The organism is Bordetella ansorpii (genome assembly GCF_900078705.1).
GTDB classification, from domain to species: Bacteria; Pseudomonadota; Gammaproteobacteria; order Burkholderiales; family Burkholderiaceae_B; genus Bordetella; species Bordetella ansorpii_A.
The window spans coordinates 437,315-452,505 of the sequence record NZ_FKIF01000001.1 but is presented as its reverse complement, the minus strand read 5'-3'; the positions used below and the strand labels follow the sequence as shown (position 1 = coordinate 452,505).

At 66.6% G+C, this 15,191-nt stretch carries 10 protein-coding genes; 8 read left to right on the top strand and 2 right to left on the bottom strand.

Features of this window, described 5'->3' with window-relative positions; genetic code table 11:
* Positions 1 to 117: 117 nt before the first annotated feature.
* Complete coding sequence (locus A6745_RS01790; RefSeq protein WP_066122848.1) at positions 118 to 882, bottom strand: IclR family transcriptional regulator; 765 nt, start codon at positions 880 to 882, stop codon at positions 118 to 120.
* A 291-nt stretch (positions 883 to 1,173) separates the two neighbouring features.
* Here A6745_RS01790 and A6745_RS01785 point away from each other — a divergent pair, with 291 nt between their 5' ends.
* From A6745_RS01785 to A6745_RS01760, 6 genes are read left to right on the top strand one after another with little or no spacing between them, the layout of a single operon-like run.
* Entirely contained in the window at positions 1,174 to 2,496 is a 1,323-nt protein-coding gene (locus tag A6745_RS01785; RefSeq protein WP_066122846.1) for an ArgE/DapE family deacylase, read from the top strand.
* Positions 2,497 to 2,532: 36 nt separating this feature from the next.
* On the top strand, positions 2,533 to 4,140 hold the full coding sequence (locus A6745_RS01780; RefSeq protein WP_066122843.1) for an ABC transporter substrate-binding protein: 1,608 nt from the start codon (positions 2,533 to 2,535) through the stop codon (positions 4,138 to 4,140).
* Positions 4,137 to 5,114, top strand: a complete 978-nt coding sequence (locus A6745_RS01775) for an ABC transporter permease (protein ID WP_082852847.1) — start codon at positions 4,137 to 4,139, stop codon at positions 5,112 to 5,114. Before A6745_RS01780 ends, A6745_RS01775 begins: the two co-directional genes overlap by 4 nt.
* A 47-nt stretch (positions 5,115 to 5,161) precedes the next feature.
* Positions 5,162 to 6,001: an ABC transporter permease gene (locus A6745_RS01770; protein ID WP_066122842.1), complete on the top strand. Its 840-nt coding sequence runs from the start codon at positions 5,162 to 5,164 to the stop codon at positions 5,999 to 6,001.
* Positions 6,001 to 7,641: an ABC transporter ATP-binding protein gene (locus tag A6745_RS01765; RefSeq protein ID WP_066122839.1), complete on the top strand. Its 1,641-nt coding sequence runs from the start codon at positions 6,001 to 6,003 to the stop codon at positions 7,639 to 7,641. Before A6745_RS01770 ends, A6745_RS01765 begins: the two co-directional genes overlap by 1 nt.
* Entirely contained in the window at positions 7,631 to 9,055 is a 1,425-nt protein-coding gene (locus tag A6745_RS01760) for an amidase (RefSeq protein ID WP_066122836.1), read from the top strand. Before A6745_RS01765 ends, A6745_RS01760 begins: the two co-directional genes overlap by 11 nt.
* A gap of 438 nt (positions 9,056 to 9,493) precedes the next feature.
* Here the strand turns inward: A6745_RS01760 and tal are convergent, their stop codons facing one another.
* Positions 9,494 to 10,441 carry a transaldolase gene (tal, locus tag A6745_RS01755; RefSeq protein WP_066122835.1) on the bottom strand — a complete coding sequence of 316 codons (948 nt, stop codon included), beginning with the start codon at positions 10,439 to 10,441 and terminating at the stop codon, positions 9,494 to 9,496.
* 249 nt (positions 10,442 to 10,690) lie between these two features.
* Here tal and carA point away from each other — a divergent pair, with 249 nt between their 5' ends.
* On the top strand, positions 10,691 to 11,860 hold the full coding sequence (carA, locus tag A6745_RS01750) for a glutamine-hydrolyzing carbamoyl-phosphate synthase small subunit (RefSeq protein ID WP_066122832.1): 1,170 nt from the start codon (positions 10,691 to 10,693) through the stop codon (positions 11,858 to 11,860).
* Positions 11,861 to 11,872: 12 nt separating this feature from the next.
* Positions 11,873 to 15,118 (top strand): carbamoyl-phosphate synthase large subunit, encoded by a 3,246-nt coding sequence (gene carB / locus A6745_RS01745; protein ID WP_066122830.1) that lies wholly within the window; start codon positions 11,873 to 11,875, stop codon positions 15,116 to 15,118.
* Positions 15,119 to 15,191 lie beyond the last annotated feature (73 nt).

The following is a 15,191-nucleotide window of genomic DNA, read 5'->3' as shown; positions in this document are numbered from 1 at the left end:
CCGCGTGCGTGCTGCAACGCCCCTTCATCGGGGCGTTTTCTTTTGGCGGGCCGGCGCCACGCTTTCAGGCCGGCCCGCCGTCGTGCCGGCCCGCGCATGAGTGAGGCACAGGCCCCGTCAGTGCTTGTCGCTGAGCGCCTGGGCGGCGTTGATCACCATCGGGCCGAAACGATGCGAGAACGCCTCCGGCGTCCATTGCGACAACTGGCCATAGATGTGGATCGCGGCGATGGGCAGGCCGTTGCGGTCCAGCACGGCGGCCGACACGGCCAGTTCACCCAACAACGATTCCTGCACCGTCTGTGCGAACCCGTTCGCGCGGGCCTCCAGCACCTTTCGCCAGATGTCTTGCGGGTCCGTCAGCGTGTGCGGCGTGGCCGCCGCGAGATCGGAGCGCGCCAGGATGTCGTCGACCCGATCATCGGACAGGTGCGCCATGATGGCCCGCCCGGCGCACGAGCGATACACCGGCATGGTGCGCCCCACCAGCGTGGCGAAGTAATAGCGGCGCCGCGTCTGCCTGCGCAGCGCATAGACGATGTCCAGGTCGTCGTGCAGGCTCAGGTCCACGCCTTCGTCGGCATCCTGCTGCAGCTCGATCAGCACCGGGTTGGCGCGTTCGATCAAGGGATTGCCGCGCAGGTAGTCGAAGGTGCGGCGCAGGATTTTCTTGCCCAGCACGTAGCCCCGTTGATTGGGCCCGCGTTCGAGATAGCCCAGCGCCACCAGCGTGTGCAGCATGCGCAACGTCGAGTTGCGGTCCAGGTTCGAGATCTCGATCAGTTCGCTCAGGCTCAAGGGGCCGGGACGTACGCCGAAGGCTTCGAGGATGTCGAACGCCTTGGCCACGGATTGATTGAAACGGGTGTCCACACTGCCCATGCATTGTCTCTATTGAATGTGATCGGGGTTGCCATCCAGGGTACGGCGCTGGAGTCCCCTGTTGCCAGACCGCCACTTTAACGGCCCTTTCAGTTTCGGATCCTAGGGAAATCACCCCTTTCGAAAATGCGTTCATGGGTTGATAGTCGCTCCTATGATATCAATCATCGATTTATAGGTATCAATATTAGATACTTATCCGGGTGTGTCCCGCGCGGACCGCCCGACGGGTGATACCGATCCGGTTTTTTTGCCGAACGCCTCGCGCGTCGCGAGGCTTGGAGGGACGAAATGAGCGAAGTACAGCCGCGCAAGCTGGCCGCGGCCGCCATCGAGGCCGCTGTCGATGGGTTGGAGCCGTACATGACCGACACCTTGTCGCGTTTCGTGCAATGCCGCAGCCTGCCGGGGCAGGAAACGCCGGCCGCCGAATTCATGGAGGCCGAGCTGGCGAAGCTGGGCCTGCAAAGCGAGCGCATCGTGCTGCGCACCGAGGCCATCAAGGATCTGCCCCTGTACTCGCCCGCGTGCTGCCCCGATGGCGGCCGCTACAACGTGCTGGCCTGCCATCAGCCGCGGCAGGCCACGGGCCGCTCGGTGCTGTTCAACGGCCACCTGGACGTGGTGCCCACGGGGCCCGAGGAGTTCTGGACCGAATCGCCGTTCAAGGGCGGCCTGCACGACGGCTGGCTGTATGGCCGCGGCGCGGGCGACATGAAGGCCGGCATCGTCTGCGCGCTGGCCGCGTTCAAGGCGCTGCGGGACCTGGGCATGCAGCCCGCCGCCCAGGTGGGTTTCAACGGCGTGCTGGAGGAAGAGAACACCGGCAACGGCACGCTGGCCTCGGTGTCCGCGCTGCAAAGCGCCATCGGCGCGGCCAGGCTGACATCCTTCGACGCGGTGCTGATTCCCGAACCCACGCATGAGGGCATGATGTCGGCCCAGGTCGGCGTGTTCTGGATGTACGTGGACATCGTCGGCAAGCCGGCCCACGCCTCCCACATGACCACGGGCATCAATCCCGTGGACATCGGCCTGCGCGTGATGGAGGCGGTCAAGCAGATCGAGCACGAGTGGAACCTGCCCGGGAACCGCCATCCGGCCTATCGCGAACATGAGCATCCCATCAACTTCAATCTCGGCCAGATCCATGCCGGCGACTGGAACTCGTCGGTGCCCAGCGTATGCACGCTGGGCCTGCGCCTGTCGTGCTATCCGGACATGCCCATCGAGACCGCCAAGGCGCGCATCGAGGCCGCCATCCGCCAGGTGGAGCAGGCTGTCGGCCAGCCGGATACCCAATTCAGGATCCGCTACGAGGGCTTCCACGCGCCCGGCTGCGAGTACGACCTGGACGTGCCTGCCCTGCAATTGCTGGCCGCCAAGCACCGGCACGTGACCGGCGAAGCGCCCAGGCCCGTGGCGCTGACGGGCACCACCGACGGGCGCCACTTCCATTTCATGATGGAAGCCCCCGTGACGTGCTACGGGCCCGTTTCGCGCAACTATCACGGCTTCAACGAAAGCGTCAGCGTGGCAAGCATGCTGCGCGTGGCCAAGACGTATGCGCTGTTCCTGAACGACTGGTGCGGTGTCGAGCCCCGGCTCGCCTGACACCGCCCATCCATCACGCCGATAACAGGGGAAATCATGCCGTTGGTCAACCAGGCCCGCCGGGCCATCGTCAAGTGCGCGTTCGCCGTGGCCGCCGCCGCCGCGATCATCAGTCCTTCCAGCCAGGCCGCCGAGACGCCGCAGTATGGCGGCGTGCTGACCGCCATCCTGCATCCCGAACCGCCCAGCCTGAACCTGGCGGTGCAGCAGGTGGCCGGCACGCAGATGGTGGGCGGCAAGATCTTCGAGAGCCTGCTGACCTACTCGTTCGACCTCAAGCCGCTGCCCAGCCTGGCCAGGTCGTGGGACGTGTCGGACGACAAGCTCACCTACACCTTCCATCTGCAGACCGGCGTGACCTGGCACGACGGCAAGCCGTTCTCCGCCGACGACGTGGTGTTCTCGTACGAGAAAGTGCTGTCCAAGACGCCGCGCACCCGCGGCCTGATGGAGAACGTGGCCTCCGTCACCGCGCCCGACGCGAACACCGTGGTGTTCAAGCTGAAGGCGCCGTACGCGGCCTTCCTGTACGCGTTCGACATCGGCGGCGGCGCCATCCTGCCCAAGCACCTGTATGACGTGGACACGCCCGTGGCGCAGAACCCGGCCAACAGCCATCCCATCGGCACGGGCCCCTTCAAGTTCAAGAAGTGGGAGCGGGGCGCCTACATCGAACTGGTGAAGAACGAGAAGTACTGGAAGGAAGGGCGCCCGTACCTGGACGGCATCACCTACCGCGTGATTCCCGACTCTGCCTCGCGCCGCCTGGCCATCGAACAGGGCACCGTGATGCAGGCCTGGCTGCAGGACCTGGAGCCCGTGGACGTGCCGCGCGTGGCCAAGCTGCCCAACATGGTCTACACCAACAAGGGCTACGAGTACTGGTCGACGATGCAGTGGATCGAGCTGAACAATGCCCGCGCGCCCTTCAATGACAAGCGTTTCCGCCAGGCCCTGATGTATGCGGTCAACCGCAAGTTCATCGCCGAGAAGATCATGTTCGGCCAGGGCGTGGTGGCCACCGGCCCGATCCACCACAACACGCGCTTCTATGACGGCAACGTCAAGAAGTACGAGTACGACCCCAAGAAGGCCATCGCGCTGCTCGACGAGATGGGGCTGAAGCCCAACGGCGACGGCGTGCGCGCCACCGTCAGCATGATCCCGCTGCCGTATGGCGAGATGCCGCGCCGCATGGCCGAGTACATCAAGCAGAACCTGTCCAAGGTCGGCATCGCCGTGACGCTGGAAAGCACCGACGTGGGCGGCTGGGTGTCGCGCGTGGGCGCCTGGGACTACGACATGGCGGGCAACGGCGTGTTCCAGTATGGCGACCCCGCCATCGGCGTGTCGCGCACCTACCTGAGCAGCAACATCCGCAAGGGCGTGATGTTCAGCAACACCTCGCAGTACAGCAACCCGAAGGTCGACGAGCTGTTCACCAAGGCCGCCTCGGCCGGCGACGACGCCGAGCGCCAGAAGTACTACTCGGAAGTGCAGCGCATCCTGGTCGAGGACGTGCCGCTCTTGTGGATCGTCGACACCAACTACGGCACCATGCTGAACAAGCGCGTGCATGACGCCGTCACCACGGGCCTGGGCGTGGTCGGCAATTACGCCGACACGTGGCTGTCGAAAGAATGAGCAGGATCGCCGCCTTCCTGGGCAGGCGGGTCGTCAAGAGCATCCTGGTGCTCTTCATGATCGCCTTGTTCAACTTCTTCCTGGTGCGCGCGGCGCCCGGCGATCCGGCCGAGATCCTGGCCGGCCAGTCGGGCGCGGCGGATGCCCAGTACATCCAGAAGCTGCGGCAGGACTTCGGCCTGGACCGGCCCATCGCCGTGCAACTGATGTCGTACCTGAAGCACGTCGCGGTCTTCGACCTGGGCTATTCGCATCGCCAGCAGGCGCCCGTGTCCACGCTGATCCTGAACCAGTTGCCGGCCACGCTGCTGCTGGCGCTGACGTCCTTCGCCTTCGCCTTGCTGGCCGGCATGGCGCTGGGCATCCAGGCCGCGCTCAGGGTCGGGAAGTGGGGCGATACCGTCATCACCACGGTCGCCATGCTGGCCTACGCCACGCCGCTGTTCTGGGTGGGGCTGATGCTGGTGCTGGTGTTCTCGGTGCAGTTGCAGTGGCTGCCGGCCTTCGGCTATGAAAGCGTCGGCACCTCGCTGACGGGCGTCGCGCGCTTCATCGACATTGCCCGTCACCTGATGCTGCCCGCGATCACGCTGGGGCTGTTCTACATGGCCGTCTACACGCGGCTGACGCGCGCCTCGATGCTGGAGATCCGCCAGCTCGATTTCGTCAAGACCGCGCGCGCCAAGGGGCTGTCCGAACGCACCGTCATCACGCGCCATGTGCTGCGCAACGCCTTGCTGCCGGTCATCACGTATGCCGGCATCCAGGCGGGACACCTGATCGGCGGCGCGCTGCTGGTCGAGACGGTGTTCGGCTGGCCCGGCATCGGCCGGCTGGCGTTCGATGCGCTGGTGCAGCGCGACTACAGCGTGCTGCTGGGCGTGTTCTTCATGGCGTCCATCGTGGTGGTCGTGGTCAACCTGGTCACCGACATCCTCTACACGGTGGCCGATCCCCGGATCGAACTGAAATGAATCCGCAACTCCCGCTGTCCTTCGCGAGGCAGCCTGGCTGAGCCGACATGAACGACTTCTTCCACGCTTTCAGCCGCCACAAGGGCGGCATCATCGGCCTGATCGTGCTGGCGCTGGTGGCCGCGATGGCCATTTGCGCGGGCTGGCTGTTTCCCGACAGTCCCTGGGACATCATCAACGCCCCGTACATGCCGCCGCTGTCGGACGACGCCCTGCTGGGCACCGACACGCTGGGCCGCGACATCGCCACCGGCATCGCCTACGGCGCGCGGGTCACGCTGGTGCTGGCGGTGGTGTCCACCGCCGTGTCCATCCTGGTGGGCATCACGGTGGGCGCCGTCGCCGGCTTCTACGGCGGCAAGGTCGACCAGGTGATCGTCGGCTTCATCGAACTGTTCCAGACCATTCCGGGCTTCTTCCTGGCGGTGGTGCTGGTGGCGATCCTCACCCCCACCATCGGCACCGTCATCCTGGCGATCGCGCTGGTGTCGTGGCCGCCGCTGGCGCGGCTGGTGCGCGCCGAGTTCATGAGCATGAAGCACCGCGAGTTCGTGCAGGCGGCGGTGCTCAGCGGCCAGTCCAACACCCGCATCATCCTCACGCAGATCCTGCCCAACAGCCTGTCGCCGGTCATCGTGTCGGGCTCGCTGATGGTGGCCAGCGCCATCCTGCTGGAATCCGCGTTGAGCTTCCTGGGCCTGGGCGATCCCAACGCGATGACCTGGGGCTACATCATCGGCGCCTCCCGAAGCGTGCTGCGCGATGCCTGGTGGATGAGCGTGTTTCCCGGCGTGGCCATCCTGGTGACCGTGCTGGCGCTGAACCTGGTGGGCGAGGCGCTGAACGATGCGCTCAATCCCAAGCTCGCCCGCAAGAGGACAAGCTGATGACCGCGCTTCTCGAAATCCGCGACCTGGTCGTGTCCGTGGTGCGGGACGGCCCCGACACGCCGGTGGTCAAGGGGGTGTCGTACACCGTCAACGCCAACGAGATCCTGTGCGTGGTGGGCGAGTCCGGCTCGGGCAAGTCCGTCACGGCGCATGCCTTGATGGGCCTGCTGCCCGAGGGCGAACTGCGCGTGTCCGGCGGCAGCATCCGCTACCGCGACCGCGAACTGGTGGGCTTGTCCCGCAAGGACTGGTACGGCCTGCGCGGCAAGTCGTTCGGCATGGTGTTCCAGGAACCCATGACCGCGCTCAATCCCATCATGCGCGTGGGCCGGCAGGTCGACGAAGTGCTGGAACGCCATACCGGCCTGTCCGCCCAGGCGCGCCGCGACAAGGTACTGGCATTGTTCCGCGACGTGATGCTGCCCGATCCCGAACAGTTGATCGACGCCTATCCCTTCCAGCTATCGGGCGGCCAGCGCCAGCGCGTGGTGATCGCCATGGCGCTGGCCATGGAGCCCGACATCCTGATCGCGGACGAGCCCACCACCGCGCTGGACGTGACCACGCAGGCGCAGATCCTGGCGCTCATCAAGGACATCCAGGCCCGCATGGGCATCGGCGTGATCTTCATCACCCACGACTTCGGCGTGGTGGCCGAGATCGCCGACCGCATCGTGGTGATGCGCCACGGCGCGGTGGTGGAGCAGGGCGCCGCCGGCGACATCCTGAACCGGCCGCGGGCGGCCTACACGCGCCAGCTGATCGCCGCCGTGCCGCACAAGCCCGAGGGCAAGGCCGTGGCCGCGCCCGCGCCGCCGCTGATGACGGTGGACCGGCTGGGCAAGACCTTCCGCTCGTCCAATGGCCGCGAGGTCGATGCGCTGAAGGACATCTCGCTGACCATCCAGCAGGGCGAGACCCTGGGCCTGGTGGGCGAATCCGGTTCGGGCAAGTCCACGCTGGGCCGCACGCTGGTCGGGCTGATCCGTCCCGACCGGGGCAGCGTCAGGATCGACGGCCAGGAGCTGGTCGGCCTGACGCCCGCGCAATGGCGCGAGCACCGCCGCCAGATCCAGATGGTGTTCCAGGACCCGTACGCCTCGCTCAATCCCCGCCACCGGATCGTCGATGCCGTGGCGCAGGGGCCGATCGCCTTCGGCGAAAAGCGCGCCAAGGCCCTGGCCGATGCCCGAGAACTGCTGGAGCTGGTCGGCCTGGGCGGCGATGCCGGCGACCGCTATCCGCACCAGTTCTCGGGCGGCCAGCGCCAGCGCGTGGGCATCGCGCGCGCCCTGGCGCTGCGGCCGCGCCTGCTGGTGGCCGACGAGGCCGTGTCGGCGCTGGACGTATCGATCCAGGCCCAGGTGCTGGACCTGTTGAAGACCGTCAGCGGGCAGTTCGAGCTGTCGATCCTGTTCATCACCCACGATCTGCGCGTGGCCGCCCAGATCTGCGACCGCATCGCCGTGATGCGGCAAGGCGAATTGGTCGAGCTGGGCCGCGCCACCGACGTCTTCTATCGCCCGCAGCACGAATACACCCGCCGGCTGATCGAGTCGATTCCCGGCAAGCAATGGTCCAAGCCGGACTTTGCCCACCACGACACCGTTGAAGGAGCAGCAGTTCATGCAGCATGAAGAATACGAGTCCCTGGACGGCCTGGACATGGCGGCCCGCCTGGCCTCGGGCGAGACCTCGTCCGAGGCGCTGATGCGTTGCGCCATCGAGGTGGCCAGCCGCCGCGCGCCCGCGTTGAACGCGCTGTGCTACGAGCAGTACGAGCCCTCCTTGGAACTGGCCCGATCCTGGCAGCCGCGCGGCGTGTTCGGCGGCATTCCGTTCCTGCTCAAGGACTCGGGCCTGCCGTCCAGGCGCTTTCCGTCCAGCCTGGGTTCGCGCCTGCTCAACGACACGAAATACGACATCGACAGCACGCTGACCCAACGTTTCGACCAGGCTGGCCTGATCGCCTTCGCACGCACCACCGTCCCCGAGTTCTGCATGATGCCGACCACCGAGGCGGTGCGTAACGGCGCGCCCACCCGCAACCCCTGGGACCTGACGCGATCCACCGGCGGTTCCAGCGGCGGCGCCGCGGCGGCCGTGGCCGCCCGCATCGTGCCCGTGGCGCACGGCAGCGACGGGGGCGGCTCGATCCGCATTCCCGCCGCCTGCTGCGGCGTGTATGGCCTGAAGGCCTCGCGCGGCCGCGTGCCCATGGGACCGTTGCGCGGCGAAGGCTGGGGCGGCATGGCCACCGACGGCGTGCTCAGCCTGACCGTGCGCGATACGGCGGCCGCCATGGACGCCATCTCGGGCTACGAGGCCGGCGCCCCCTATGCCGCGCCGCCGAAGGCCGGCTCGTACCTGGACGCCATCGCGCAGGCGTCCAGGCCCCTGCGCATCGCGGTGTGGCGTTCGGCCTGGAACGACATCCCCATCGCCGCAGAGCCCTTGCAGGCCGTGCAGCACACGGCCGACCTGCTGCGCGCCCTGGGCCACACCGTGATCGATGCCGCGCCGCCCGCCATCGACTACGACGGTTTCGTCCGTGCGCATGCCACCATCCTGGCCAGCAACATCGTGCTGTCCGTGGACACGCGCCTGTCGCTGACGGGCAAGTCCCTGCAGGCCGACGACCTCGAACCCGTCATGCTGTCCGGCTACGAGCTGGGCAAGACCATCCCGGCCGCCGAATACATCGCCAGCATCAATCGCCTGCATGCCATCAGCCGGGCGATGGAAACCTACATGGCGGACTTCGACCTGGTGCTGGCCCCCGCGCTGACCGAACTGCCGCTGAAACTCGGCGAACTGTCGCAGCGGAATTTCATGGACCTGCGCAGGCGGGTGTCGCGCTATGCCACTTTCATGGCGGTTTTCAATGCCTCGGGGCAGCCGGCGGCGAGCCTGCCTTTGTATGCCACCGCGCAAGGCGTACCGGTGGCGACGCAGTTGATCGGCCGATTCGGTCGGGAGGACCTGATCTTGCAGGTGTCGGCGCAGTTGGAGGGTGCTGATCCCTGGCGGTTGCGCAAGCCTGTGTTCTGAGTGTTCTTGTGGGGCTGCAGGTGCTTGTGGGGCGTCCGCCTCGCTGCCGTGGGTCCCTCCGGCCAAGTCGGTCGGCTCGGGCGCGCCATCAGGCGCCCTCGGCCCCGCTGCGCGGGGCTGCCCTCCCTCCAATTGGCCGGAGGGACCCACGGCAGCGAGGCGGACTCACAGTATCTTCCATCGCACGAAAACCCATGCACCGTCATTTGACAAATGGGCACGTGCATTGGATCGGGGTTAGGAGCGCGACGAGCCCAAGACACCGTGAGTCCCGTGGGTCCGCGAGGCCGCGCCGGCCAATTGGAGGAGGGGAAGTCTCGCGTAGCGAGACCGAGGGCGCCTGCTGGCGCGCCCGAGCCCGACGACTTGGCCGGTGCGGCCTCGTGGACCCACGGGACGCCCTACGAGCGATTGTTTTCAGCCCCTCTCCCGCAAGACTTAGCCCCGCTGCGCCTCGATCAGCGCATCCAGCTTCCTGCCATCGGCGACAAACGCCCGGATGCCTTCGGCCAGTTTCTCGCTGGCCATCGCATCCTCGTTCAACTGTGTGCGGAAGCTGACCTCGTCGGCATCGATGCGCGCGACCTCGCCACCCTCGGCCGCGAGCGCCGCCGTCACGGTGCCTTCCGTGCCCGCCAGCTCTTTCAGCAACTCGGGACTGATCGTCAGCAGGTCGCAGCCCGCCAGCGCCAGGATCTGGCCCGAGTTGCGGAAGCTGGCGCCCATCACCTCGGTCTCGATGCCGAAGTGCTTGAAATAACGGTAGATGCCGGCCACCGACTGCACGCCGGGGTCATTGGCGCCCGCGCGGGCGGCTTCGTCCCATGACGCGCCGGCCGATTTCTTGTGCCAGTCGTAGATGCGGCCCACGAAGGGCGAGATCAGTTGCACGCCGGCATCGGCGCAGGCGACCGCCTGCGGCAGCGAGAACAGCAGCGTCAGGTTGCAGCGCACGCCCTCGGATTGCAGCACGCGGGCGGCCTGGATGCCTTCCCAGGTGGAGGCGATCTTGATCAGCACGCGCTCACGGGCCACGCCGGCCGCTTCGTACAGGGCGATCAGGCCGCGCGCGCGCTCGATGGTGGCACGGGTGTCGAACGACAGGCGCGCATCCACTTCGGTGGACACGCGGCCCGGCACGATGCCCAGGATCCGGGTGCCGAAGGCCACCAGCAGCCGGTCGGCCAGTTCGGCGGTGGAGGCGCCGCGATGGGCCTGCACCGTCTCGGCCAGCAGCGGGCGGTAGGCGTCCTGCTGCACGGCCTTCAGGATCAGCGACGGGTTGGTCGTGGCGTCGGTGGGGCGCAGCGTGCGCATGACTTCGAAATCGCCGGTGTCGGCGACGACGGTGGTGTACTGGCGCAGGGAATCGAGCAGGCTGGTCATGGAAGCGGGTATGAGGTCGGTTCGGAAGCCTATCGGAGGCGCCCATGGGGCGCGCGAAGGCCGGCGGGCGCGGAGCCCCCGGCAGGGATAGGGTACCTCAGCCGCATGACCCCGTTGCGAGCGCAGCACGCTGTTCCGCCAGGGGGCAAACGGCGGATCTGGCCTTATCTGGCGCGGTTTTCCAGGGAAAAGCCGCGTTCAGGGTATAATCCGAAGGTTTGATTATCGATTTTGAAACCGGGGTTTACTGTGCTGCCGCAACTTTTTCCCGAGGGCTCCGATGGTGCCAACCGCCGCTACCCTCCTGCAATTCTGGCTTTGGCGGACGGTACCATTTTCCGCGGCGTATCGATAGGCGCGCCTGGCCACACGGTGGCCGAGGTGGTGTTCAACACCGCGATGACGGGCTATCAGGAAATCCTGACCGATCCCAGCTATAACGGCCAGATCGTCACGCTGACCTATCCCCACATCGGCAATACCGGCGTCAACACTGAAGACGTCGAAGCCAACCGTGTCTACGCCGCCGGACTGGTCGTCCGCGATTGCCCCGCGCGCGTGTCCAACTTCCGCGCCACGCAATCCCTGCCCGAGTACCTGTCTGCCCAGGGCATCGTCGCCATCGCCGGCATCGATACCCGCAAGCTCACCCGCATCCTGCGCGACAAGGGCGCCCAGGGCGCCTGCATCCTGGCCGGCGACGACGCCGAGCGCGCCGTCGAACTGGCGCGCGATTTTCCCGGCATGGCCGGGCAAGACCTGGCCAAGGTCGTGTCCCTGAAGGAAAGCCAGTCCTGGACGGGCGGCACCTGGCACCTGGGCGAAGGCTACACCGCGCCCGACCAGACCCGTTTCCACGTCGTGGCGTACGACTTCGGCGTCAAGCACAACATCCTGCGCCTGATGGCCGACCGCGGCTGCCGCATCACGCTGGTGCCCGCGCAGACGCCCGCCGAGGACGTGCAGAAGCTCAATCCCGATGGCCTGTTCCTGGCCAACGGCCCTGGCGACCCCGAGCCCTGCGACTACGCCATCGAGGCGGCTCGCGCCTTTCTCGACCGCAAGCTGCCGGTCTTCGGCATCTGCCTGGGCCACCAGATCATGGGCTTGGCCGTCGGCGGCAAGACCATCAAGATGAAAACCGGCCACCACGGCGCCAACCACCCGGTGCAGGACGTGCAATCGGGCCGTGTCTTCATCACCAGCCAGAACCACGGTTTCGCGGTCGACGCCGCCAGCCTGCCGGCCAACACGCGCGTCACGCACGTGTCGCTGTTCGACGGCACGCTGCAAGGTTTCGAGCTTACCGACCGCCCCGCGTTCTGCTTCCAGGGCCACCCCGAGGCCAGCCCCGGCCCGCACGACATCGTCGAACTGTTCGACAAGTTCATCAGCCTGATGGCCGGCCCGCAGCAATAAAGATTCCACGATATGCCCAAGCGTACAGACATAAAGAGCATCCTGATCATCGGCGCCGGCCCCATCATCATCGGGCAGGCCTGCGAGTTCGACTACTCCGGCGCGCAAGCGTGCAAGGCGCTCAAGGCCGAGGGTTACCGGACCATCCTGGTCAACAGCAACCCCGCCACGATCATGACGGACCCGGAAACGGCCGACGTCACCTACATCGAGCCCATTACCTGGCAGGCCGTCGAGAAGATCATCGAGCGCGAGAAGCCCGATGCGCTGCTGCCCACCATGGGCGGCCAGACCGCGCTGAACTGCGCCCTCGACCTGGCCCGCCACGGCGTGCTGGCCAAGCACGGCGTCGAACTCATCGGCGCCAACGAGCACGCCATCGAGAAGGCCGAAGACCGCCAGAAGTTCAAGCTGGCCATGACCGACATCGGCCTGGAATCGGCCAAGTCGGGCGTCGCCCACTCCATGGACGAGGCCTGGGAGGTCCAACGCCGCATCGCCGCCGAAATCGGCACGTCGGGCTTTCCCGCCGTCATCCGCCCCAGCTTCACCATGGGAGGTTCGGGCGGCGGCATCGCCTACAACGCCGAAGAATTCGAGACCATCTGCCGCCGCGGCCTGGAAGCCTCGCCGACCAGCGAACTGCTGATCGAAGAGTCGCTGCTGGGCTGGAAGGAATTCGAGATGGAAGTGGTCCGCGACAAGGCGGACAACTGCATCATCGTCTGCTCGATCGAAAACCTCGATCCCATGGGCGTGCACACCGGCGATTCCATCACCGTGGCGCCTGCCCAGACGCTGACGGACAAGGAATACCAGATCATGCGCAACGCGTCGATCGCGGTCCTGCGCGAGATCGGCGTGGACACCGGCGGTTCGAACGTGCAGTTCGCGGTCAACCCCAAGAACGGCCGCATGATCGTCATCGAGATGAACCCGCGCGTGTCGCGTTCGTCGGCGCTGGCTTCCAAGGCCACCGGCTTTCCCATCGCCAAGGTCGCCGCGCGCCTGGCCGTGGGCTACACGCTCGACGAACTGCGCAACGAGATCACCGGCGGCGCGACCCCGGCCTCGTTCGAGCCCACCATCGACTACGTCGTCACCAAGGTGCCGCGTTTCGCGTTCGAGAAATTCCCGACCGCCGATGCCCGCCTGACCACCCAGATGAAGTCCGTGGGCGAGGTCATGGCCATCGGCCGGACGTTCCAGGAGTCCTTCCAGAAGGCCCTGCGCGGCCTGGAAGTCGGCGTGGACGGCCTGAACCAGAAGACCACCGACCGCGAGCGCCTGCAGGTCGAGCTGGGCGAGCCCGGCCCCGAGCGCATCTGGTACGTGGGCGACGCCTTCGCCCAGGGCTTCACGCTGGACGAGGTGCACAACCTCACCAGCATCGATCCGTGGTTCCTGGCCCAGATCAAGGAAATCGTCGACATCGAGCTGGCGCTCGAGCAGAAGACGCTGGCCGACCTGGACTACGCCACGCTGTGGGAACTGAAGCGCCGCGGTTTCTCCGACCGCCGCCTGGCCTACCTGCTGGATTCGGCCGAGTCCGAAGTCCGCAAGCTGCGCCACCAGCTCAACGTGCGTCCGGTCTACAAGCGCGTGGATACCTGCGCCGCCGAATTCGCCACCCGCACGGCCTACATGTACTCGACCTACGAGGAAGAGTGCGAATCGCAACCCACCGACCGCAAGAAGATCGTGGTCCTGGGCGGCGGCCCGAACCGTATCGGGCAGGGCATCGAGTTCGACTACTGCTGCGTGCACGCCGCGCTGGCGCTGCGCGAGGACGGGTACGAGACCATCATGGTCAACTGCAACCCGGAAACCGTGTCCACCGACTACGACACCTCCGACCGCCTGTACTTCGAGCCGCTCACGCTCGAGGACGTGCTGGAAATCGTCCACAAGGAAAACCCGGTCGGCATGATCGTGCAGTACGGCGGCCAGACCCCGCTGAAGCTGGCGCGCGCCCTGGAAGCCAACGGCGTGCCCATCATCGGCACCAGCCCCGAATCCATCGACGTCGCCGAAGACCGCGAGCGCTTCCAGAAGCTGCTGAACAAGCTCGGCCTGCGCCAGCCGCCCAACCGCACCGCGCGCACCGAGAACGAGGCCCTGTCGCACGCCACCGAAATCGGCTATCCCCTGGTGGTGCGTCCCAGCTACGTGCTGGGCGGCCGCGCCATGGAGATCGTGCACGAGCAGCAAGACCTCGAGCGCTACATGCGCGAGGCCGTCAAGGTCAGCAACGACTCCCCCGTGCTGCTCGACCGCTTCCTGAACGACGCCATCGAAGTGGACGTCGACTGCCTGGCCGACGGCGAAACCGTCTTCATCGGCGGCATCATGGAGCACATCGAGCAGGCTGGCGTGCACTCGGGCGACTCGGCGTGCAGCCTGCCGCCGTACTCGCTGTCGGCCGAGGTCGTCGCCGAGATCAAGCGCCAGACCGCCGTCATGGCGAAGGCGCTGAACGTCAGCGGCCTGATGAACGTGCAGTTCGCCATCCAGAACGGCGATGTCTACGTGCTGGAAGTGAACCCGCGCGCCTCGCGCACGGTGCCCTACGTGTCCAAGGCCACCGGCCTGCAGCTGGCCAAGATCGCCGCGCGCGCCATGGCTGGCCGCACGCTGGCCCAGCAAGGCATCACCCGTGAAGTCGTGCCGCCCTATTTCTCCGTGAAGGAAGCGGTGTTCCCGTTCGTCAAGTTCCCTGGCGTGGACACCATCCTCGGCCCGGAAATGAAGTCGACCGGCGAAGTCATGGGCGTGGGCACCAGCTTCGGCGAAGCCTTCGTCAAGTCGCAACTGGCCGCTGGCGTGCGCCTGCCCGAATCGGGCACGGCCTTCATCAGCGTGAAGAACCAGGACAAGGTCCGCGCCGTCGACGTGGCGCGCGGGCTGCACAACCTGGGCTTCAAGCTGACGGCCACGCGCGGCACCGCCGCGCAGATCGAGGCCGCCGGCATTCCGGTGCAGGTGGTCAACAAGGTCACGGAAGGCCGCCCCCACATCGTCGACATGGTCAAGAACGGCGAGATTTCGCTGGTGATCAACACCGTCGAGGAACGCCGCAACGCCATCGTCGATTCGCGCACCATCCGTACGCAGTCGCTGGCCAACCGTGTTACTTTCTTCACCACCATCGCCGGCGCGCGCGCTGCCGTGGAAGGCATGCAGTACATGCGCCAGGGTGGCGGCCTGCAGGTCTACCCCCTGCAGGAACTGCATGCCGGGTTGCCCAAGCAGTCGTAAAGGCTGCGCCAGGCCGGGGTTCCTCAGGGAACCCCGGCTCGTTTGATGCAATCGTGTCGGCCGTCATCGTATC